Genomic DNA, 21,993 nt, shown 5'->3' with positions numbered 1-21,993 from the left:
AGCAATGTATGCAGCGGACTGATACTAATAGGTCGAGGGCTTGACCTAAATTTGATTTGGGTAAACTCGGAAAATGCTTCTGTCGAGTTCATCGTTGTTCAGTTTTGAGGGTGCAGGAAAAACACCCACAAGGAAAAAATTGCGAAATGCACCATTAGCTCAGTTGGTAGAGCAACTGACTCTTAATCAGTGGGTCCTGGGTTCGAATCCCCGATGGTGTACCACTTTTTTTCTGGACACCGGTTAAACGGTGTGTGGAAATGGCCCGTTGGTCAAGCGGCTAAGACGACGGCCTCTCACGCCGTAAACGGGAGTTCGATTCTCCCACGGGTCACCAATTTTTTTCTTGACATAATACCGCAAAGGTGTTATAATAACAAAGGTTTTTCGAAAGAAGAACACAGTAGGTGTTAATTGTGATGAGGGTACACCCGTTCCCATTCCGAACACGGTAGTTAAGCTCATTTACGCTGACAATACTTGGCTGGTGACGGCCCGGGAAGATAGGACGATGCCTACACAAAGCAAGACCGGAATCCGAAAGGGTTCTGGTCTTTTTTCGTTTTTATATCAGAAAAGTTGTGACGAAGAATGAATTTTACACTTTAAACAACAAAAGCATTGACTTCCCGTTTTCCCCTTGCTACAATAGAACGGTACTCAAAAGATAAAGAAGGGTTCTGCATATGAAGAAAAAAATTGCAATCGTCGGCTTGGGACTGATTGGCGGTTCCTTTGCCCGTGCCTTTAAGAAATATACGGATTATACTGTCATTGGATTCAACCGCACGCAAAGCACGGCGGAAAAGGCATTGGCGGATGGTGCGATTGATGCCATCGGCACGCCGGAGGACTTGAAAGAAGTCGATATTGTTCTGCTGTCCATGTATCCGAAAGTTTCCTGCGATTTTGTAGAGAAGCACATGGAGGCATTTAAGCCGGGCTGTATCATCACGGATGACTGCGGTATTAAAAGTTATCTGGTAGAGCGCTTGACGCCGCTGTGTCAGGCTCACGGGCTGTATTTTGTCGGCGGACATCCCATGGCAGGACGAGAAGTGTCAGGATATAAAGCATCCGACGCGGACTTGTATAGAGGCGCGAGCATGCTGCTTGTGCCGACAGAGGCTTCTACGCCGGAGATCGTCAAGCAGGTCAAAGCAATGTTCTCTCAGATTGGATTTGGTCAGCTCGTGATTACCACACCGGAGCATCATGACCGCATGATTGCGTATACATCTCAGCTGTGTCATGTCGTATCCAGTGCGTACATCAAAAGTCCATCCGAACTGGAGCACAAAGGCTATTCCGGCGGCAGCTACCGCGATTTGACGCGCGTTGCATATCTCAATGAAACCATGTGGACAGAATTATTTATCGAGAATAAACAGGCGCTTGTGCCGGAAATTGACGAAATCATTCATCATTTGACGGAGTACCGCGATGCGATTGCTGCAGAAGATGAACAGACCTTGTTCCGGCTGCTCAAAGAGGGCAGACAAAGAAAAGAACAATTTGGCTAAGGATTACTTTGAAAAAACAGGAAGCGGACGTTCTGAGTGGTTGGAACGTCCGCTTTTATATATGATTCATCCGGCTGAATGCAGGAAGGTATAGGAGAAAAGAGGGGAATAAAGAATAGGGATGTGTATGGTGTGTCAGCCGGATGGAATCAGCAGGTATTATAAATACGGCTGCTCCTCCCAAAAGTCCTCCATCGGATCGGCTTGTTCGAAATGATAACCTAGCGCCTTGCGCAAACGGCGCTGACCGGAGGAAATAGAGCGGGAGACAGCGGACGGAGAAATTCCAAAAATTTCAGCGATTTCTTTTTGCGTCATACCCTCGAGTAAGTTCAGTACGCAGACCTGATACTGGTGTCTTGTCAGCGTTTCGGCCATGCATGATAAGAGCTGGCGACGCAGCGCCATATCCGTGGCGGCTGAAGCGTTTTCCAGAGCGGTGAGATTGCGTCGAACATGGGACATAAAATACAGCCTCCTTTGGCTTGTCATAGTAATGTTCTAAGAGAAAAGCGGTTTGGCGGCTCTCGCACGCCATGGTGTATAGTGCGTTGATGCGGCGTCGGAGCTTTCGGCGCACCTCCAAAGAGATGGTGCGTGAAGCCTGTGATTCGAGCAGGGCGATGCGCTGTTCCAGTCGGAGCGCGTCGCAGAGATACTCTTCAGATAGGTTTTGCAATGAGCACATATGGCGTTACCTCGCAATTTAGCACAAATATTCGGATTATAGAAGAAAATGTAGAATTTTGTAAAAACGTTGAGAAATACCGAAGAATCTCTGATATTCTTTTCTTTACAATTCCATAATAAGACATAAAACGGATAAAATCAACCTTGATTATCTGAATATTACATGGTATAATACTGGAAATTTTCGATAAAAAATTAGACAAAAAAACCTCCCGATTCGAAAAGAATCGGGAGGATAAAAAAATCTTCGATTATTTTACATAGCAAATGTCGTCGTCCGGCTTTTTCGCAGGCTCCAGAGACTTGACATAGAGTACAGGTCCCATGCCTTGATATTCCGGGAAAAATTCGTGCTTGACCTCTGCAGTGATGGTGTACCAATCGCGGTCCTTGAGCTTGGCAGCGGAAGGATGCTTGCATACGACAGCTGCAAATGAGATATCCTCTGCGCAGCAGGTCATGACAAACCGACCGGCGGCAAAATTATTTTTGCCCATGCCGTTTGGACGATAGGTCTGGCACAAGAAACGAACCGTATGACCGGCATATTTTTCCGGATGTTCCATCGCATCGAAATACCACATCGCGTAATCGGCATCGGAAATATCTACGATGTCCTTCGAAAGATCCAGATTGGCTTCCAAGGATTCCTGATAGACTTCGCTTCTGCCGTCCGGATAGTCCATAAAAATATCTGCGCGGCGGTTAATCATGCGGACGCGGCGGTTTTTGATGATGTCCTTGGTGCCGGCATCGCAGCGATTAAAGACAATCATATCGGTCGCCTGCAGCATCGGGAACATAAAGCCGCCCATATTCTGAAAATAGTTGTCAAACGTGCGTGCATCCACGGTGGTTACCGTCTGATATACCATCCATCCCTTCGGGAAGGTATCCGGCGCAAGGTCAGTCAGCTTCCACATGCCGTTCCATTCTACGATGACGCGTTCTGGCTTGTATTTCCGGCTGCATTCTTCCAAGAACATGCGGTTAAAATCTTCCTGATCTTCAATGGCCTTGACGATGCAGTTGGATTCCATGAGCAGACCGTAATCAAATTCGGTTTCGCCGTCCTCGCACACAATCATCAGGGTCTTTTCGCCCTCGGAAAAATTCGGATCGCGCAGGATAGATTCGATAAACGTTGTCTTGCCGCTGTCCAGAAAACCGGTGAAAAAATATACAGGAATTTCCACAGACAGTCCTCCTTATGCGAACAGTGCAGCCAGTGCATCTTCTTTGATGCCGGAGCCGATGACACACAGACGGCCGGTGTAATCCGCCGCACCGTGGCGCAGCTCGATTTCGCCCGGAACCATATCAAAGTGCAGCCAAGTGCCGTCCTGCTCCGGAACGATGCCCTTTGCGCGCAGAACAATACCATACAGCTCCTGATCGTCCAGCTGACTCAGGCGGGCACGCAGATCGTCCTCGGTGAACTTGCGTGCTGTCTCGATGCCCCAGCTCGTGAATACTTCGTCGGCATCGTGACCGTGATGATGATGGCCGCAGGAGCACACGCCGTTCTCATCATAATGATGTTCATGATGGTGCTCGTGCTCGTCATGGTCATGATGGTGATGGCCGCAGGAGCAGGTCTCGCCGTCGTGATGATGATGCTCATGCTCCTCATGCTCGTCGTGGTCATGATGGTGATGGCCGCAGGAGCAGGTCTCGCCGTCGTGATGATGATGCTCATGTTCATGTTCATGCTCGTCATGATCGTGATGATGATGGCCGCAGGAGCAGGTTTCGCCGTCATGATGATGGTGATGATGATGCTCCTCATGCTCGTACAGCTCCGCAGCATCCAGCAGTGCCTTGTGGCCGTCTGCGCACATGACATCATAGATCTGCTCGCCGGTCAGCTCATCCCACGGGGTGGTGATGATGCTGGTGTTTTCGCCGCAGTGCTCACGAATCAGCTTGAGAGCCTCGTCCAAACGCTTGTCGCTGACATTCTGGGTGCGGCTCAGCACAATGGTGCCGGCGCTTTCCAGCTGATTGACATAGAACTCACCGAAGTTCTTGATATACATGCGGCACTTGGAAGCGTCGCATACGGTGGTCATGCAGCCCATTTCCACTTCGCCTTCGCGCAGAACCGGCTGTACAGCGGCAGCAACGTCGGACAGCTTGCCGACGCCGGACGGCTCAATGATGATGCGATCCGGTGCGTACTGGCTCAGGACGTCGCCCAGTGCCTTTTCAAAGTCGCCGACCAAAGTGCAGCAGATGCAGCCGGAGTTCATTTCGTTGATTTGAATGCCGGAATCCTTCAGGAAACCGCCGTCAATGCCGATTTCACCGAACTCGTTTTCGATCAGAACCACCTTCTGACCCTTGAGCGGGCCCTCCAGCAGTTTGCGAATCAGGGTCGTCTTGCCGGCGCCCAGGAAACCGGAAATAATGTCGATTTTCGTCATATCAAACACCTTCTATAAGATATAGTTTACAAGTGGATGAAAGCAAAAGGCTTTCTAAGCTATCGTACACCAAAACAGGAGAGTTTTCAAGAGTTTCTCGTGTAAAAGAACCGTGAACAGAGGGATACGCGGCACAAACAGGATAAAATCGGAAACATTGACATTGCAAGCTAGATACCGTACAATGAAAACAGAAATACATGCGGAGAACCACCCCGCAGGGAGGCTGAAACAATATGTTTGAAACATTCCGCAGCATTCGGTTTCATTTGCTGTTGGCAGCGCTTGGCTATATTGCTGTCGGCGCTGTGATGCTGTTTATTCCCGATCAGTTTTTGGCAGTTGTCTGCTATGTTATCGGCGCGCTGCTCATCGCCTACGGCGTCATCGGCATGCTGATGTGCTGGAAGAACCGAACCATACGCATGGCAAAAATTTTTATTGGTATTTTGACCATCGCCGTCGGTATTTTCGTCATCGCACAGCCCAAGGCATTTACTGCTGTGCTGCCTATTATTTTCGGTTTGATTTTGCTGCTCGATGGCATTTTGAATTTGCGGCACGGTATCGGACTCAAAAAGTTTGGCGATCCGGGCTTTCTGTCGGTTATCATTGTCGGCATCATCACGGTTGTGCTCGGTGCGATTGTTCTGATACATCCGTATGGAACGGCAAAGTTCACGCTGCGTATAATCGGCGCTGCACTGATTTACAGCGGCATTTCGGATTTCCTCGTGCTGTATCGCATGAATCATGCGCGATTGATTTATGAGCGCGACAATCCGCCGGAGCCGAAGAAAAAAGGGCAGAGACACAAGAAAACCAAAGTTATTGATGTGCACGCACATCCGGTCGATGATGATGACGAGGAGGAATAAGCGGTGCATCTGGACAAGGAAGAATTGGAGAACATGCCGCAGGGAACCGATGTGTTTTCCCTGAGCGATCAGGTTCCTACAGAAGAAGAACTGTATGATTTGGCAGAGCTGTTCAAAGTATTTGGCGATTCCACGCGCATCAAGATTCTGTATGTTCTTGTTGAGAGCGACATGAGTGTCGGAGACATTGCGCAGGCGCTCAATATGACACAGAGTTCGATTTCCCATCAGCTGCGCGTGCTCAAGCAGAGCCGTCTGGTGCGATTCCGCCGAGAGGGAAAGAACATCGTGTATTCGCTGGCAGATGACCATGTGCACACGATTATGAGCCAAGGATTAGAACATCTGGAAGAGTGACAAAAAAGCAAAACGCCGCTAAAAGCGGCGTTTTACTATATATATGGTATGGAAAGACAGTATGCAATCTGTTGTTATTTTTAGTATACCGTCTGCACGCATACTTGTCAATCGTTCTGCATCATTTTTTGAGTAAAAAATCACAAAAAACTGTATATTTATCGAAAGAAGCTGCTTTTCACTTTAAAAATGTTAAAAAATGCAAGTGTTCCCGTGCACGCAAAGAAAAAACACCGAAATCGCGATGAATTTCGGTGTTTTTTTCGAAAATCAGATAGAATTACGAGCCATCTCCGCCGGCTTTGACCTTAATCCAAAGCTCGGACAGACGCTGACGCAGGAATTCGTTATCGTGAAAGATTTCGTCCTTGTCGTAACCGGTGCGCGGTGTGTACGCCTCGTTTCCGCAGAACAGACCGCCCTCCGCAGTCAAATCGCGGGAAACCTCCAGATTCGGTGAGGTATAGCCGTACTCCTCCGCATTGGTGTATGCCGGATCATACGAAATCATATAGTTGATAAACTTGTGCGCCAACTCCGGATTGGCGGCATTTTTTGGAATGACCATTGCATCACTCCAAATATTGGTGCCCTGCTTGGGGCAGTAATAGCCCATGTCCGGATTTTCCGACAGGATATATGCGGCGTCGCCGCTGTACACCTGACCGATATCCTTCACGCCGTTTACCATGTTGTCGATGATTTCATCGGTGACGTAAACCGGACGCATGGTGTTGTTGACCTTGCACAGCCACTTGTATGCTGCGTCAATTTCCTTTTCGTCGTTGGTATTCATCGAGTACCCCAACGCCTTGAACGCCATCATAAACGAGTCGCGCTCAGAGTCGTAGATATAAATGCGGTTGTTGTATTTTTGGTCGAGCAAAATGTTCCAGCCCTCTTTTTCGAGATCCTGCTTGGAGACATTGTTTTTGTTGTACACCAGACCGACAGTGCCCCAGAAATACGGAATGGAGTAGTCGTTGTTCGGGTCAAAATCCATGCCGACACAGGCGGGATCCAGATGGTCAAAGTTTGTGATGGCACTGCGGTCAATTTTTTGCAGACGCTTTTCCTTCATCAGACGCTCAATCATATAGTCGGACGGAATGAGTACGTCATACGAATCGCCGGAGCTGACCTTGGTGTACATCATCTCGTTGGAATCAAAGTTTTCCACGATGACATGACAGCCGTATTCGTCCTCAAAATCCGAAATAACGGAGTCTGAGATATATTCGCCCGGCAGATAGAGTTTCAACGTGTTGGAATTGCCGGAAGACTTGTTGGTGCCGTCAAAATCTGTGCCCGGACCGCCGCAGCCGGTCAGCGCACCGGCGAGTACGGCACCTGCACAGCAGGCAGCGAACAGTTTTTTCAGCTTCATGATGCAGGTTCCTCCTTGTGCTTTTTCCGCGTGCGCTCTGCAATGCGCGGAATCAGATTGACGAGCAGCAGCACCACCGTGATAATAACGATAACCAGCGTGGAAATCGCATTGATGGACGGATTGACGCGCTTGGACATCGTGTAGACCAGAATCGAGATGTTCTGTACGCCGTTGCCCGTGACGAAGTAGGAAATGACGAAGTCGTCAAAGGACATGGTAAATGCAATCAGCGCACCGGCAAAAATACCCGGAGACAGCTGCGGAATAATCGCATGCCACAGCGCCTGCCAAGGGTTTGCGCCCAAATCCAGTGCTGCGTCCGCCAAATTCGGGTCCAGCGTGCGCAGACGCGGCGTGATGGACAACATGACATACGGCGTGCAAAACGCGATGTGCGCCAGCAGCAGCGTCAAAAAGCCCTTGCTCACTTCCAGCGTGGCGAAGAACATGAGCAGGCCAATCGCAGTGACAATGTCAGGATTCATAATCGGCAGGTCATTTGCCGTGCGAACCGCCCTGCGCAGCGGCTTGCTGCATCGGGACAGACCGATGACGGTAATGGTTCCGATACAAGTGGAAATAATCGTTGCCAAGATGGCAATGGCAAAAGTAGTGCCGATGGCGCCCATCGTCACGGACGAGGAGAACATCTTCTCGTACCAGCGCAGAGAAAAGCCGGAAAATGTCGTCAGCGAACGCGAGGCATTAAACGAAAACAAAATGGTGTATGCAATCGGAATGTAAAAGAACACGATGACAGCGGCGAGAACAACGCGTGTCCAGTGAAAGGATTTCTTCTGCTTCAAATCTCGTCACCTCCATTGCGGTCGATTTTGCGGGTCAAATACATAGAAATCATGATGATAATGACCATGATGAGCGAAAGGGCAGAGCCAAAGCTCCAGTTGCCGGATGTCAGGAACTGCGATTCGATGACATTGCCGATCAGGACGTACTGTCCGCCGCCCAGCAGCTTCGGAATGAAGAAAGAGGACACAGCGGGCAGAAATACCAGCGTGATGCCTGAGATAATGCCCGGAATGCTCAACGGCAGCGTCACGCGGCGGAACGCCTGCGCGCGGTTCGCGCCGAGATCGCTCGCCGCTTCCAAGAAAGACGGATCCATTTTGGACAGCGACGTGTGAATCTCCAAAATCATGAACGGCAGGAAGTTGTAAACCATGCCGAGAACCACAGCGAAATCCGTGTACATGAACGGAAACGGGCCGATGTGCAATAAACCGAGCAAGTTGTTCAAAATACCGTTGTCCTGCAAGATACCGACCCAAGCATAGGTGCGCACGAGCATGTTGATCCAAGTCGGCAGCGTGATGACGAGAATCAGTGTAGTGCTCTTGACACCTGCGCGGGCGATGGCATAGGCGGACGGATAACCGAGCAGCAGACAGACAAGCGTGGTCAAAATCGCAATGCGCATGGAGCGGAGAAGCACCTGCATGAATACGGCGTCGCGGAAAAAGCGTGCGAAATTGTCCAGCGTGAATTGTCCCTGAAAGAAGGCTGTGCCTTCAACCGTGAATGCATACGCGATGATGAGCAGCATCGGAATCACGATGAAAATGGCAATCCAAAAGACATAGGGATATGCCATGGAACGGAAACGTTTCATGTGCTCAGTCTCCCTTTCTCATGATATGGATATCATCCGGCGTAAAGCGCAGACCGACCAGATCGCCCGGCTCGGTGCGGTCGGTTGTTGCGACCTTGTACTCGGAGCCCTTGGTGGCAAACGTGATGTCGTATACACCCGGCGTGATGTTTTCCCAATCAAAATCATAGATGACATCGGTAATCTTGATGCGGGCGCCCTCGTCCTGCGGAGCCAGACTCCATGCGGAGGCATCCGCCCAAATCATCAGGTCGTTGTCCAGCGTCATAGACTCTCGAATATCGTCGACAGACTTGGAGAAGTTTACCGCGTAAATTTCTTCCTGATATTCTTCCGACTGGACACGGTTGGCGTCCTCTACAATCATGTCAACGGTGACGGTTGTGCCGGATGCCGTCGAGAACGTAACCGGATATCTGCCGTTTTCCGGCTTGATGTCATAGGAAATTTTAGAAATCGAGACCCATTCCTCGGTGTCTTTTTTCCAAGCCTGCGCGTTGGCGCGGGCGATAATCATGGACTCGGTCAGCTCTGCAACGTCCTCCTTGTCCAGATAGAAGCTGTCTGCGTCCATCAGCTCGCCGGCTTCCTCGTTGATGACCGGCTTTTCCTCTGTGATGTTCATTTTGACCGTGATAGACGTGCCCTGACGGGTTTCTACAATGGTGTCGTAGTGTACGCCCTTGAACAGCACCGACTTGACGCGGCCGCGCAGCAAGCCGTCCTCCGGTGCGACAATATCCAAATCCTCCGGACGAATCACCACATCGACTTCTTCGTTCGGCGCGAAACCGCCGTCCACGCAGTCAAACGGATGGCCGTCAAAAATAACGCGGTTGTCGCATGGCATCACACCGTCTGTGATGTTGCTCTCGCCGATGAAGTTGGCAACATAACGGTTGACCGGCTCGTTGTAAATGTCGACCGGAGAGCCGATTTGTTCGATGTTGCCACCCTTCATGACAACAATCGTGTCGGACATGGTCAGCGCTTCTTCCTGATCGTGGGTGACAAAGATAAACGTGATGCCGACTTCCTGCTGGATATTTTTCAGCTCGCGCTGCATTTCCTTGCGCAGCTTGAGATCCAGTGCGCCGAGCGGCTCGTCGAGCAGCAGAACCTTCGGTTCGTTGACCAGCGCGCGGGCAATGGCAACACGCTGCTGCTGACCGCCGGACATCTGGGTGATGCGGCGCTTGTCAAAGCCGCTCAGACCGACCAGACGCAGCATACGCTTGACCTTCTGCTCGATGATGTCCTTCGGCTGCTTTTTGAGATTGAGACCGAAAGCAATGTTGTCATAAACGTTCAGATGCGGAAACAGCGCGTATTTCTGGAATACCGTGTTGACTTCGCGCTTGTACGGCGGCAGACCGGAAATATCCTTGCCGTCAAACAGCACCTGACCGTCATCGGCGTCGAGAAAGCCCGCAATGATGCGCAGCAGCGTGGTTTTGCCGCAGCCGGACGGGCCGAGCAGCGTGACAAATTCGTTTTCATGAATGTCCAGCGAAATGCCGTTGAGCACGCGCTGACCGTCAAAATCCTTGACGATATTCTTGATTTCAATGAGCTTTTTCATATGTTCTCCTATTGGGTGGATTTTTAAAACAGCGGCGGGGTGCAAACCCACAGCACCTGCGCGGTTTGTTTGTTGTCGTTGCGGATGTAATGTGTCGATTTCCCATCCAAATAAAAGGTTTCCCCTTTGCGGACAGGATATGACGCGGTATCCGTGACAAGAACGACGGAGCCGGTCAGGACATAGCCGAATTCCTCCCCGTTGTGCGGACCGGAGGAAAACGACTCTCCGCCGGTCGGAATTTCGACAAGCACAGGCTCCATCTGGTTTTTCTGTGTGTTGGGAACGATCCATCGAATGGTGCAGCTGTCGCGGGTGTCCTCAAAAAAATCCGCCTGTCGGAACACGATTTGTTCCTCCGGCGAATCGGTGAAAAATTCAGACAGGGAAGACCCCAGCGCCTCGAGAATATCCGAGAGCGTCGCAATAGATGGACTGGTCAGGTCTCGCTCCAGCTGCGAGAGAAAGCCCTTGGTCAGCTCACAGCGGGAAGCAAGTTCTTCCAGCGTCAATTCCTGCTGGATGCGCATTCGTTTGATCTTGGAACCGATTTTCATACTGGGCCGGAAATTCCGGCGCGAGACCTCCTTCTTGTTTTCTTTACAAATACTAAACTTTTTATTGCAGTTTATAAAACTACAGACACTATTATACACCTCTTTTTTTGGCTTGCAATAGATTTTTTCATGGTTGTGAAAAAATGCAAAAATTTCCATATCCTGTTGCAATGTGCGCGGAAGCGGCGCAATTTTTTTGTTGTTTTTTCTATGCCGCGTCCGCATCCTCGGTATAAATTCGCGAAAAGCTGCCCATACTTCCTGTACAGGAAAATGAAAGCAGGGAGATGAGCGAATGAAACGAACGAACGGCGGTGCACAATGGTGGTCGGAAGATAAGAGTTTTTATTTGGCGCTGATGCTGTGCCTCGCGGCAATTGCCGTGGCGGCGTATTTGCTGTTCGCTTTCCCAAACGGAACGAGCGATGATGACACCATGCAGGCGCAGGAATATCAGGCGGATGACAGCGTGACGGCCTCTGAAGCGCTGGAGCGCATTCCGGCGATGGATCCGCAGCCGGCGCCCGAACAGCAGGAAACACAACAGGAAACCGATACCGCAGACCCAGCCGAACAGCCGGAACAGCAGCCGGCGGACGCGCTGTCCTTTGCGCCGCCGATGGACAGCAAGATTACGCAGGATTTTTCACAAAACACGTTGCTGTATAACGAGACAACCGGTGATTGGCGGACGCATGAAGCGGTGGATTATGAGGGGAAATCCGGCGATGCGGTGCAGGCTGCAGCGGCGGGAACCGTCCTTGCTGTGGGGGAGGATCCGGTTCTCGGCGTGTATATGACCATCAGTCACGCGCAGGGATTGACGAGCCTGTACGCGGGACTTGCCGACCCGTGTGTCGCGGAGGGAGATGCGGTAAAACAGGGGCAGAAGATTGCCGTGCTGGGAGAACCGATGCCCTTGGAGGAAAAACAGGGCACACATCTGCATTTCTCCGTGTCCGAAAATGACAAAGCAAAAAATCCGAAAGAACTCTATTGAGTTATTTTAGCAAATAAAAGATTCTATTTTGCTATAAAATTTAAGAAAAAGTAAATAAAATAGAAAATTTCGGCCGAACCAATCCGGTGGGTATTGACAACTTTCTATAAGATGCGTTATAATAAACGCAAGCTTATGTGGAGACACATGAGCCAGACAAAATCCCAATTTTGTTTAAAGCACAATTATCATCCCCCAGATAGTGCTTTATATCATCCCCAATTCTGCATGCTGTGTTTTTATCATCCCCCAAACTTCCACAGTATGCGGCAGCCCGTGCAATGCGCACGGGCTGCTTTTTTTATTTCTTAAGAAAGATCTTAAGAGATGTAACCGTTTTGTGGTCGAACTGTTATACACATGTTGTTGCAAGTAACAAACAAAGATGCTACACTAAATACATAAAGAAACAAGAAAAACAGTGAGCACAGAACGTAAGGAGGGATTTCCATGAAAACGAAAAAAATCGTGATGAGCCTGATTTCGGGCACACTGGCGGCTGTGATGGCATGCGGCGGCGCATTCGCTGCGAGCGTTCGCACAACCACCGATGTAAATATGAGAGCAAAGCCGGATAACGCGTCCGCCGTTCTGTGCATTCTGCCGAAGAATGCAGAGGCGGAAAAGCTGGGAATGGAAGGCAACTGGTATCATCTGTCCTATAAAGACAAGGATGGCTATGTATATAAGAAGTATATCAAGGACACCGAAGCAGCACCGGCGACAGAGACCAAGACCGTTTACACCACGGCAGATCTCAACGTTCGTGCAACACCGGATAAAGCTGGCAAGAAGCTGGGCGTTCTCAAGAAGGGAACTGCGGTTGAGACCACCGGTCTGAAAAACGGCTGGTATACCATCAAGTACAACGGCAAGACCGGTTACATCTCCGCAAAGTATACGACCGAGACCAAGCCGGAAGCAAAGCCGACCACCAAGACCGTTTACACCACGGGCGATCTGCATGTTCGCGCAAAGCCGACCAAGAACAGCGAAAAGCTCGGCGTTCTCAAAAAGGGAACCGCGGTTGAGACCACCGGCCTGAAAAACGGCTGGTATACCATCAAGTACAACGGCAAGACCGGTTACATCTCTGCAAAGTATACGACCGAGACCAAGCCGGAAACCACCAAGACCGTTTACACCACGGGCGATTTGTATGTTCGCGCAAAGCCGACCAAGAACAGCGAAAAGCTCGGCGTTCTCAAAAAGGGAACCGCGGTTGAAACCACCGGCATGAAGGACGGCTGGTACAAGATTACCTATAAAGGCAAGACCGGTTATATTTCCGGAAAATATGTAACCACCACCAAGCCGGGAACCGCAGAGACAACGATTGTGTACACCACTGCGAACCTGAATGTACGCGACAAGGCAACAACGGAAGGCAAGAAGCTGGGCGTTCTCAAGAAGGGAACCGCAGTCGAGACCCTCGGTCTGAAAAATGGCTGGTATACCATCAAGTACAACGGCAAGACCGCTTATATCTGCGCTAAGTACACCACGGAAGTCAAGCCGGGAACCGAGAAGCCGACAACACCGGCAACCAAGACCGTATATACCACTTCCGACTTGAATGTTCGCGCAGAACCGAACAAAAACGCAAAGAAGCTGGGTGTTCTGAAAAAGGGCACAGAAGTAAAAACCATCACGCTGAAGAACGGCTGGTACAGCATTGCGTATAACGGCAAGACCGGTTATATCTCCGCGAAGTACACCACCGACAAGCGTTGAAGAAACAACACAATACAGGCAGTACAGCAAAAACCGGCATCGAAAGATGCCGGTTTTCCAGTTTGTGTATGCAATTATTCACCCATGACCTGAAATACAATTTCGCGATGGCGATCGCGGGTGTCGCACTCAACCAGCGTCAGGTTCTGCCACGGGCCGACCGTGATGCGGCCGTCGATAAACGGAACCGTGATAAATGGGCTGAGCAGGGCAGACTTGATGTGGCTGGAGCCGTTGTCATCGTGCCACGTGTTGTGGTGCTCGTAGTGAATCACACGACCCTTTTCGTCTGTATACGGGGAAAAGACGTCCATTGCTGCCTTGAGATCATGGTGAACCATGCCCGGTTCAAATTCCAGTGTCGTCAGGCCGGCAACGCCTCCGGTTGTGAAGCCGGTGACAGTACCGCTCTTGATGCCGTACTTGTGGCAAGCCTCGGTAACAGCCTCCTGAAAATCTCCGGTAACATCAATCATACCCATGTGTGCGCGGGTATGATATTCCTTCATGGAACTATAAACTGCCATTGTTGATAAACTCCTCCATCTTGACTAACTTCTTCTATTACACTTGCTCCGCTTCTTCTTTAATCTCATTTATTGTACCACGTGCCAGCGCATTTTTCAAATCCTCTGACAGATCCTGCAATAATACGGCGTCCTGATCGCGGTGCTCCTGTACCTGTTCGACCTGTGCGGCAATTTTTTCGATTTTTTCTTCTAATCCGCGCTCGGCCTGTTCTTTGCGCAGCTGCTTGATTTCATCCAGCAGCTCGGAAACCTCCTGTTCCAGCTTGCGCTCATCCTTGAAGCGCACTTTGTTGATTTCCTCCATGAATCCGGCGGTTAAAATGCCGGCGGGCATGGCGATGACTGCTGTGCCAAAGACGGAGGACACCATGCTGACCAGTCTGCCGATGCGCGTCACCGGATAAATATCGCCGTAGCCAACCGTTGTCAGCATGGCGAATGCCCAGTACAGCGCCTCAAAAAAACTTTCAAACGAGTTCGGTTCGACCGAGAACATGACGACAGCGGAAACAAAGCTGTATACCATGGACAGCATCAAAACCATAATGAGCAGCTTGCGCTCGCGCCGCACGGCGCGATAAATATAAATAAAGCTGCGCGCATAGCGCATGGTCTTGAGAAAGCGCACGCAGCGAAAGACGCGCATGATGCGCAGCACCTGAATGTATCTTGTCAGCGGCATGTCAGGAAGCAGCTGCATGACAGCGGGAAATGTCGTGATGACCGGCAAAATGGCAAGCAGGTCGATAATTGCCATCGGCGTGACGGGATACCGCAGCATGGACTGACGCAAGCACAGACCTTTCATGCGCGGCGAAAAGTCCGCGGTGATCCAGCGCAGGAAATAATCCAGAATGAACAGCGCGGTGACGATGCGATCCAGCCAAAAGATTGGCTGATTCCATATTTTAAACAGCAGCGGGACGGCGCTCAGACACACCAGAACGAGGATGTACCGATCATATAGTGCGCTGATTTTGTCGTGCTGCCGATCTTTTTCGACGATTTCATAAATCCGCTTGCGGATGTGATGCGTTTGAATTCCCATATGTTGTGTCGTAAATCGGTGAGAGAAAGACAGCCGCTGTCCGGAGACAGCGGCTGTACAAATCCGTTCTGTGTAAAATTACTTCAGGCCAGCGGTGATGATAGCCATCTGGTAAACCTCGTCCGCATTGCAGCCACGGGACAGGTCGTTGATCGGAGCGTTCAGACCCTGCAGAATCGGGCCGTAAGCTTCGAAGCCGCCCAGACGCTGTGCGATCTTGTAGCCGATGTTGCCTGCGTTGATGTCCGGGAAGATAAAGGTGTTTGCCTGACCAGCAACCGGAGAACCCTTTGCCTTGGTCTTAGCAACAACCGGAGAGAATGCAGCGTCAAACTGCAGCTCGCCGTCAACTGCCAGCTCCGGAGCCAGCTCCTTTGCAGCAGCGGTAGCGTCACGCATCATGGTAACGGTCGGACCCTTGCCGGAGCCCATGGTGGAGTAGGACAGCATAGCAACCTTCGGGTCGATGCCGAAAGCAGCGCCGGTCTTTGCGGTCTCGATAGCAACCTCAGCGATCTTCTGAGCAGCAGTCAGTGTAACCTCACCGGTCTTCTTGTCAACGGTGTCCTCATAGGAGATGTTGATTGCGCAGTCACCCATTGCGTACATCTCTTCGCCGCCATCCTTAGCCGGACGGCTCAGAATAAAGCAGGAGCTTACGAGATGTGCACCCGGCTTGGTCTTAACCAGCTGCAGAGCCGGACGAACGGTATCAGCGGTGGAGTAGGTAGCGCCGCCCAGCAGAGCGTCAGCCTTGCCCATCTTTACCAGCATGGTGCCGAAGTAGTTGCCCTTTGCCAGATTTGCCTTGACGGTATCCATGTCCATCTTGCCCTTGCGCAGCTCGAACATCTTCTGTGCCATCTCATCGAATTCAGCGTAGTTTGCCGGATCAATGATGGTAGCCTTCTCGATGTCAAAACCGCCCTGTGCAGCAGCAGCCTTTACTTCGTCAACGCCGCCGATAAGGATAACGTCCATCAGGTCATCCTTGAGCAGACGAGCAGTTGCCTCCAGAATACGAGCGTCCGGACCCTCTGTGAAAACGATAGTTCTGCGCTCTGCCTTCAGAGCAGCAATCAGATTCTCAAACATTGGTTTTCCCTCCAAAAATAAATTTACACATTCTTTTCCGCGGAGAGAACGCGCCTCTCGTTGGATGATATAACCATTATACAACTTTTTGGTTGATATGTTCAAGCGATATTGGGAATTTTATGGGGAAACGCACAAAAAATCCGAAGAATTATGGGAGAAGGCGAAGAAAACGCCTCATCCCATCAAGAAAGCCACATAGCAGGCGATGATGCCCAGCGGACAAATGATTTGCGTCGCCTTGTTGCGGAATTTCATCATAATCCATAGAATAGGCAGTGCTGCAGTGCCGCACAGCATGAGAACCACTGTCTGCGGATCGCTGAAGTCATAGACAGAGCCGCGATACAGAATATCGACCACTGCCATGATGATGAAGTTGAAAATATTGCTGCCGACAATGTTGCCGAACGCGATGTCCACATTTTTCATGCGCAGCAGCGAGACCGTAGAGGCGGCCTCCGGCAGACTGGTCGCAATGCCGAGGAACAGCGCACCGGCCATGCCCTGTCCCAGATGCAGGCGCAGGGAAATGGCATCGGTAATATAGGTGATGACAATGCTGAGCACGACAATGCCAACGCTGACGAGGACAAAACGAACGGTGATCTGCGGAATGGTCAGCGGGCTGACGGTTTCTTCTTCCTCCGTGCTGCCGTCCTCTGCGGACAGATACCGAATGCTCAGCAGATACATCAGGACAATGATGACCGAAGACAGGCTGATGTTGAACATCTGCATGCGCACAATACCCAGCCAGTTGAGAATCATCACGACATAACAAATCAAGACAAAAACCGTCACCATGCGATGGCTGGAGGACAGCTTGCCCTCTCGAAATGTCCGCGCGAAAATCAGCAGGAAAAACGACAGCATCGCCATGTTGAACAGATCACTGCCCAAGATATTGCCCAGACAAAGCCCCGGCTGGTGAATGAGCACGGTGGCGGAAATGCTGGTGAACAGTTCCGGCAGACTGGTGACAGCGGACAGCATGATGCCGCCGATAAAGGCGCCGGACAGACTGGTTTTCTTGTCCAGCAGATCCACATATTCGGATGCCTTGACCGAAAACAGCACGACGCCCGCAGCGACGAGCAGGTACAACAGATAAATCATAGATTTCTTCCTCCAAAACAGCATACACTCCGCGAAGAGGACAAAAAAAGACTCATAGACGATGGCATAGCAAGAAATAGGATTCCCTGCTGTACGTTCGTCTATGAGTCTCATTTTTTAAGAAAATACCAGTCGATGGGACATCGACGCGATTGTTGATATTTTCACGGCATGTGCCGCAAACTACTCCCTCACGGAGATTTTTATTGTGTGAATACACTATAGCATGGCGCGGTGCAGCGTGTCAAGGTGCTGTTTGCTCTTACGCACAGACTCAACTTGTCTCTCCCTCTGGGAGAGATGTCGCGCAGCGACAGAGAGGGCAGGTGTTTGCTATAAATTTTCTCAAATTTACCTGATGCGAATCAGTTCATTTTCTCAGCCCTCTCAGTCATTTGCTTTGCAAATGCCAGCTCTCCCAGAGGGAGAGCCGAGAAATCTGTGCGAATCTTGTCACAAAAATAACTCCAACACAAATACCACAGCGCACGCAGCCACGGCGACCTGAAACAGACTGCCGCCAAACCAAGCGAGCGCAATGCCCGCAATCAGCGCGGCAAGACCTGCCCACATGCTGTCGGTTGCCTGTATGATGGCGGGAAACGTCATGACGGCGAGCGTCACATATGGCACGTAGAACAAAAACGAGCGGATGGTTTGGTTTTTGATTTCCTTGCGAATGAGCGTCAACGGCAAAACACGAATCAAATAGGTGACGCCTGCCATGACGGCGATGTAAATCCAAGCATTATTGAGCATGTTCTTCCTCCTTGATCGGGAACGCAACAGCGGCGATGCCTGCGATTACAACCGTCAGAATAATGGTGCGCATGCCGGATGAAATGTGCGATACGACCGGCAAGACCGACATGGCGAGACTGGCCGCCATCGAGATGGCAACGAGACCGGCGATGACCTTGTTTTTGCGTCCGGGCGGGATGATAATAGCCAAAAACATGCCGTACAGACCGACACCGAGTGCACTGACAACGTGGTGCGGCAGAATATTGCCGACGGCAATGCCGACTGCAGTGCCGATGGTCCAAGCCGGAATGGAGATTGCCATCATGCCGTAATTGTACCATGGATTGAGCTTGTCCGGCACAACGCTTGCCACGCCGAAAATTTCATCGGTAATGCCCCAGCCGATGAGCAGACGGTGCACGAGCGGCAGATCCGGCGCGAGCTTTTGGCTCAGGGAGCAGGACATCAATAAATACCGCGCGTTGATGACGAACATCATAATCGCCATCTCTATGTATCCGGCTCCTGCCTGAATGACATTGAAGCCGGCATATTCGCCCGCGGAAGCAACCGTCGTCACACTGGCTGCTGCGCCCTGCCAAGCGGTCAGACCGGCATTGCGCGCCGCGATGCCCAGCGTAAACGATACTGCGAGGTATCCGAGCGCGATCGGTACGCCGTTTTGAATGCCGCGACGGAACCATGCGGCATTGTCAAATTTCATACAATTTCCTCCACATCTAAAAAACATCTACCGCCTATTGTAACGCGCGGAGCTGGTTCCGTCAATTACAGAAATCGTTCCAAATAAAACTATTTGTACAATATAATATAAAATATACGATTATTGAGCGCCGAGCGCGGTGATTTGCGTGTCGGTATAATAATGGGTCAAAATCTCTCGATAGCTCTTTCCGTTTTCCGCCATGTTTCGCGCACCGTACTGGCTCATGCCGACGCCGTGCCCGTAGCCCTGCGTGTGAAAGGTGAGCGAGGTGTCTGTGGTTTTGATGGTAAAGTGCGTAGAATTTAAGCCGAACAGCGCGCGGACTTCGGTTCCCTTCAGCTCTTGTTCGCCGATTTTACAGGTGCGCACGCCGCCTGCTTCCGAGGTGTCGATGTCGGTGAACCAAGTTTTCGGCAGACCCGTCAAATTGATGTCGGGAAATTTAGACAGCATGATCTGCCGAAATTCCTCCGCACCGAATGTGACAGAGGCGTCATACTTGGGACAATCGGCGTCGCCGTCGCTGTCCACGGTTGTGAGATACGGAATATCCGTTCCCCAGACGCTGACCGCGGCTTCGGTCTGCTTGGCGGCTGCCGAGTGGAACACGGCGGCGATTGGCGTGCCGTTGTACGTCACGACCTGTCCGTTTGTCTCCCGCACGGCGGTTTTGATTTTCTCCGTCCACGCCGCGGCATTGCTGCCCCACTGCTGTTTGGCTTCGGTGTCCAGATCGACAAAGGCGGCACAGTGCGTGTAATCGGCGCAGACTGCTGCGTTGGGATGCTGCGTGTCCGTGCCCAGCGATTGTTTATAGACGGCAAATGTGCGCGCGGCGACCGCCTGCGCTTTGAGGGCTTCTTCGGGAAACGAGGCGGGCATCTCCGCCGCCAGCGCACCGGCGGTGTAATCCTCCAAGGTCATCTCGTGCACATCTCCATGAATGAGAACGGTGATGGTTCTGCTGGGTGTACCGTCATTTTTTGCTGGGGATGCTGGAGGTTCGTCATTTTTTGCATTCTTTGTGTCAGAATTCTGCACGTCCAAATTATTTTCCACATTGTTTACAATATGAATTTTTTCAGTAGTTTCTGCCATATTTTTGTAGTGTGCTGCCGCTACAGGCAGAACAAATGCCAAAAAAATGATGAAAAACACACGGAAAAGTATACGTTTCATAATTCATTCCTTCTGTTTTGCGGGCAAGCGTTGGTTTGACATATTTGCAGGATTGATGTAATATATAATTCATATGAAGTAACATGTTCTGCCTTCTGCGGCTTTTCTGCGCTGCGCGGAGGGGCGGAGATCTGATTGATGAGGTGATTCCAAATGGTTGACATGATGAAAGATATGAGACCCTCCGTCATTGACAATCTATGCAGTAACTTTGAGGATCATAACCTGATCCGACCGAAGATGTTCTCCAAATACGCAGTCAAGCGTGGTCTGCGAAATGCAGACGGCACCGGCGTACTTGCCGGCATCACCTGCGTATCCAATGTACACGGTTATATGGTAAACGAGGGCGAAGTCGAGCCGATTGAAGGCCGCCTGACCTACCGAGGCCATAACCTGTACGATCTGCTGGACGGCTTTGATGCAGAAGACCGCTTTGGCTTTCCGGAGACCGCATATTTGTTGTTGTGCGGCGCCCTGCCGACACAGGAACAGCTGGACGACTTTACGGAGATGCTGGCGGATGCCTGTTCCCTGCCGGATAACTTTACCGAGGACGTCATTATGCGTGCGCCGAGCCGCGATATTATGAACAAACTGGCAGTGTCTACGCTGGCGCTGTATTCTTATGACCCGAATCCGGATGACACCAGCCTGCAAAACATTGTGCGTCAGGCAGTCAATCTGATCGCAAAGTTTCCGGTTATTATTTCCCATGCATATCAGTCCAAGCGCAGATATTATGACAATGCGTCGATGTTCCTGCACATGCCGGATCGCAATTACACCACGGCAGAAAACATTTTGAGTCTGATTCGTCCGGATGGCATGTTCACCCGCGAGGAAGCCATGCTGCTTGACCGCTGCTTGATTATCCATGCAGAGCACGGCGGCGGTAACAACTCCGCATTTACCACCCGAGTTGTGTCTTCTTCCGCAACGGATACGTATTCGGCAATCGCTGCGGCAATCGGCTCGCTGAAGGGCCCGCGTCACGGCGGCGCAAACCTGCGTGTCTGCAAGCAGTTTGATGAAATGAAGGCAAACATTTCCAATTGGGAAGATGAAGATGAAGTTCTGGAATATCTGTGCAAAATCATGCGCAAGGAAGCTGGTGACGGCTCCGGCCTGATTTACGGTATGGGACATGCGGTCTACACGCTGTCTGACCCGCGTGCCGTTGCACTGAAAAATACCGCGCGCCCGCTGGCAGCGCAGAAGGGCTTTGAGCGCGAGTTCAATCTCATTGAGCTGACCGAGCGTCTGGCACCGGAGGCATTCTATCGCGTGCGCGGCGAACACAACATCATGTGTGCGAATGTCGATATGTATTCCGGTCTGGTTTACGAGATGCTGGGCATTCCGCAGGAGATGTACACTCCGCTGTTTGCCACCGCCCGCATTGTCGGCTGGCTGGCACACCGCATCGAGGAAGTTACCACCGGCGGCAAGATTATTCGTCCGGCGTACAAGCCGATTATTTCCCGTGCGAGCTATATTCCGATTGCCGAGCGCGGATAATTGGATAAATAGAGATAGAAAAAGCGTCAGAACCGGTCTTTTCCGGAACTGACGCTTTTTTTGCTGTTGCACTTCACATGATAATCTGTCTCTCTCTTACGCACAGACCAAACTTGTCTCTCCCTTTGGGAGAGATGTCGCGCAGCGACAGAGAGGGCTAATACCAGCTAGCTGGAGGTCTATCCTGATACGAATTTGTTCGCGTGCTGCCCTCTCAGTCATTTGCTTCGCAAATGCCAGCTCTCCCAAGGGGAGAGCCAAGA

Annotated in this window: 20 protein-coding genes, 2 tRNA genes, 1 rRNA gene and 1 pseudogene; 9 read left to right on the top strand and 15 right to left on the bottom strand. The window is 51.0% G+C overall.

The window, feature by feature from the left end; genetic code table 11:
- Positions 1 to 148: 148 nt before the first annotated feature.
- From KQI75_RS08205 to KQI75_RS08190, 4 genes are all read left to right on the top strand, one after another.
- A tRNA-Lys gene (locus KQI75_RS08205) sits at positions 149 to 224 on the top strand.
- Positions 225 to 262: 38 nt separating this feature from the next.
- Positions 263 to 337: transfer RNA gene (locus KQI75_RS08200), tRNA-Glu, on the top strand.
- Between the two features lie 66 nt (positions 338 to 403).
- A 5S ribosomal RNA gene (gene rrf, locus KQI75_RS08195) occupies positions 404 to 520 on the top strand.
- A 166-nt stretch (positions 521 to 686) separates the two neighbouring features.
- Positions 687 to 1,523, top strand: a complete 837-nt coding sequence (locus KQI75_RS08190) for a prephenate dehydrogenase (protein ID WP_216470247.1) — start codon at positions 687 to 689, stop codon at positions 1,521 to 1,523.
- Between the two features lie 159 nt (positions 1,524 to 1,682).
- Here the strand turns inward: KQI75_RS08190 and KQI75_RS08185 are convergent, their stop codons facing one another.
- From KQI75_RS08185 to KQI75_RS08175, 3 genes are all read right to left on the bottom strand, one after another.
- A complete protein-coding gene (locus tag KQI75_RS08185; protein WP_216470246.1) occupies positions 1,683 to 1,988 on the bottom strand; it encodes a sigma-70 family RNA polymerase sigma factor in 306 nt (101 codons plus the stop codon).
- Between the two features lie 476 nt (positions 1,989 to 2,464).
- Positions 2,465 to 3,409, bottom strand: coding sequence for a TIGR03943 family putative permease subunit (locus KQI75_RS08180; RefSeq protein ID WP_216470245.1), 945 nt, complete (start codon positions 3,407 to 3,409; stop codon positions 2,465 to 2,467).
- A 12-nt stretch (positions 3,410 to 3,421) separates the two neighbouring features.
- The gene (locus tag KQI75_RS08175) at positions 3,422 to 4,639 is read right to left on the bottom strand and encodes a GTP-binding protein (protein ID WP_216470244.1); all 1,218 of its coding nucleotides are present in this window, start codon (positions 4,637 to 4,639) and stop codon (positions 3,422 to 3,424) included.
- 236 nt (positions 4,640 to 4,875) lie between these two features.
- Between KQI75_RS08175 and KQI75_RS08170 the strand changes: the two genes are divergently transcribed.
- Positions 4,876 to 5,517 (top strand): HdeD family acid-resistance protein, encoded by a 642-nt coding sequence (locus tag KQI75_RS08170; RefSeq protein WP_216470243.1) that lies wholly within the window; start codon positions 4,876 to 4,878, stop codon positions 5,515 to 5,517.
- 33 nt (positions 5,518 to 5,550) lie between these two features.
- Positions 5,551 to 5,874, top strand: a complete 324-nt coding sequence (locus KQI75_RS08165; RefSeq protein WP_216470263.1) for an ArsR/SmtB family transcription factor — start codon at positions 5,551 to 5,553, stop codon at positions 5,872 to 5,874.
- 280 nt (positions 5,875 to 6,154) lie between these two features.
- On the opposite strand, the gene KQI75_RS08160 is transcribed toward KQI75_RS08165, so the two are convergent.
- The 5 genes and pseudogenes from KQI75_RS08160 to KQI75_RS08140 form a co-directional block, all read right to left on the bottom strand.
- Entirely contained in the window at positions 6,155 to 7,261 is a 1,107-nt protein-coding gene (locus KQI75_RS08160) for an ABC transporter substrate-binding protein (protein WP_216470242.1), read from the bottom strand.
- Complete coding sequence (locus KQI75_RS08155; RefSeq protein ID WP_216470241.1) at positions 7,258 to 8,070, bottom strand: ABC transporter permease; 813 nt, start codon at positions 8,068 to 8,070, stop codon at positions 7,258 to 7,260. Before KQI75_RS08155 ends, KQI75_RS08160 begins: the two co-directional genes overlap by 4 nt.
- Positions 8,067 to 8,894, bottom strand: a complete 828-nt coding sequence (locus KQI75_RS08150) for an ABC transporter permease (RefSeq protein ID WP_216470240.1) — start codon at positions 8,892 to 8,894, stop codon at positions 8,067 to 8,069. The genes KQI75_RS08155 and KQI75_RS08150 overlap by 4 nt, the downstream gene beginning before the upstream one ends.
- A 544-nt stretch (positions 8,895 to 9,438) precedes the next feature.
- Positions 9,439 to 10,476, bottom strand: a pseudogene (locus tag KQI75_RS13575) (ABC transporter ATP-binding protein); the annotation flags it as partial.
- Positions 10,477 to 10,499: 23 nt separating this feature from the next.
- Entirely contained in the window at positions 10,500 to 11,033 is a 534-nt protein-coding gene (locus tag KQI75_RS08140) for a helix-turn-helix domain-containing protein (protein WP_216470238.1), read from the bottom strand.
- A gap of 295 nt (positions 11,034 to 11,328) precedes the next feature.
- Here KQI75_RS08140 and KQI75_RS08135 point away from each other — a divergent pair, with 295 nt between their 5' ends.
- Together KQI75_RS08135 and KQI75_RS08130 are read left to right on the top strand one after the other, a co-directional pair.
- Entirely contained in the window at positions 11,329 to 12,033 is a 705-nt protein-coding gene (locus KQI75_RS08135) for a M23 family metallopeptidase (protein ID WP_216470237.1), read from the top strand.
- A gap of 450 nt (positions 12,034 to 12,483) precedes the next feature.
- On the top strand, positions 12,484 to 13,767 hold the full coding sequence (locus tag KQI75_RS08130) for an SH3 domain-containing protein (protein ID WP_216470236.1): 1,284 nt from the start codon (positions 12,484 to 12,486) through the stop codon (positions 13,765 to 13,767).
- A 74-nt stretch (positions 13,768 to 13,841) separates the two neighbouring features.
- On the opposite strand, the gene KQI75_RS08125 is transcribed toward KQI75_RS08130, so the two are convergent.
- The 7 genes from KQI75_RS08125 to spoIID form a co-directional block, all read right to left on the bottom strand.
- On the bottom strand, positions 13,842 to 14,294 hold the full coding sequence (locus KQI75_RS08125) for a YjbQ family protein (protein WP_216470235.1): 453 nt from the start codon (positions 14,292 to 14,294) through the stop codon (positions 13,842 to 13,844).
- Between the two features lie 37 nt (positions 14,295 to 14,331).
- Complete coding sequence (locus KQI75_RS08120) at positions 14,332 to 15,345, bottom strand: ion transporter (protein WP_216470234.1); 1,014 nt, start codon at positions 15,343 to 15,345, stop codon at positions 14,332 to 14,334.
- A 78-nt stretch (positions 15,346 to 15,423) separates the two neighbouring features.
- Positions 15,424 to 16,440 carry a phosphate acetyltransferase gene (gene pta / locus KQI75_RS08115; protein ID WP_216470233.1) on the bottom strand — a complete coding sequence of 339 codons (1,017 nt, stop codon included), beginning with the start codon at positions 16,438 to 16,440 and terminating at the stop codon, positions 15,424 to 15,426.
- A 177-nt stretch (positions 16,441 to 16,617) separates the two neighbouring features.
- Entirely contained in the window at positions 16,618 to 17,559 is a 942-nt protein-coding gene (locus KQI75_RS08110; RefSeq protein ID WP_216470232.1) for a sodium:calcium antiporter, read from the bottom strand.
- Positions 17,560 to 18,012: 453 nt separating this feature from the next.
- Positions 18,013 to 18,318, bottom strand: coding sequence for an AzlD domain-containing protein (locus KQI75_RS08105; protein ID WP_216470231.1), 306 nt, complete (start codon positions 18,316 to 18,318; stop codon positions 18,013 to 18,015).
- Positions 18,308 to 19,027 carry an AzlC family ABC transporter permease gene (locus KQI75_RS08100; protein WP_216470230.1) on the bottom strand — a complete coding sequence of 240 codons (720 nt, stop codon included), beginning with the start codon at positions 19,025 to 19,027 and terminating at the stop codon, positions 18,308 to 18,310. Before KQI75_RS08100 ends, KQI75_RS08105 begins: the two co-directional genes overlap by 11 nt.
- Positions 19,028 to 19,147: 120 nt before the next feature.
- Positions 19,148 to 20,209, bottom strand: a complete 1,062-nt coding sequence (spoIID, locus tag KQI75_RS08095; RefSeq protein WP_216470229.1) for a stage II sporulation protein D — start codon at positions 20,207 to 20,209, stop codon at positions 19,148 to 19,150.
- Between the two features lie 153 nt (positions 20,210 to 20,362).
- Between spoIID and KQI75_RS08090 the strand changes: the two genes are divergently transcribed.
- A complete protein-coding gene (locus tag KQI75_RS08090; RefSeq protein WP_216470228.1) occupies positions 20,363 to 21,730 on the top strand; it encodes a citrate/2-methylcitrate synthase in 1,368 nt (455 codons plus the stop codon).
- Positions 21,731 to 21,993: the final 263 nt, after the last annotated feature.

This window comes from Butyricicoccus intestinisimiae (assembly GCF_018918345.1).
In the GTDB taxonomy this organism is placed as follows: domain Bacteria; phylum Bacillota; class Clostridia; order Oscillospirales; family Butyricicoccaceae; genus Butyricicoccus_A; species Butyricicoccus_A intestinisimiae.
Note: the sequence above shows the minus strand (reverse complement) of the source record. Positions and strands in the feature narration are given on the sequence as shown.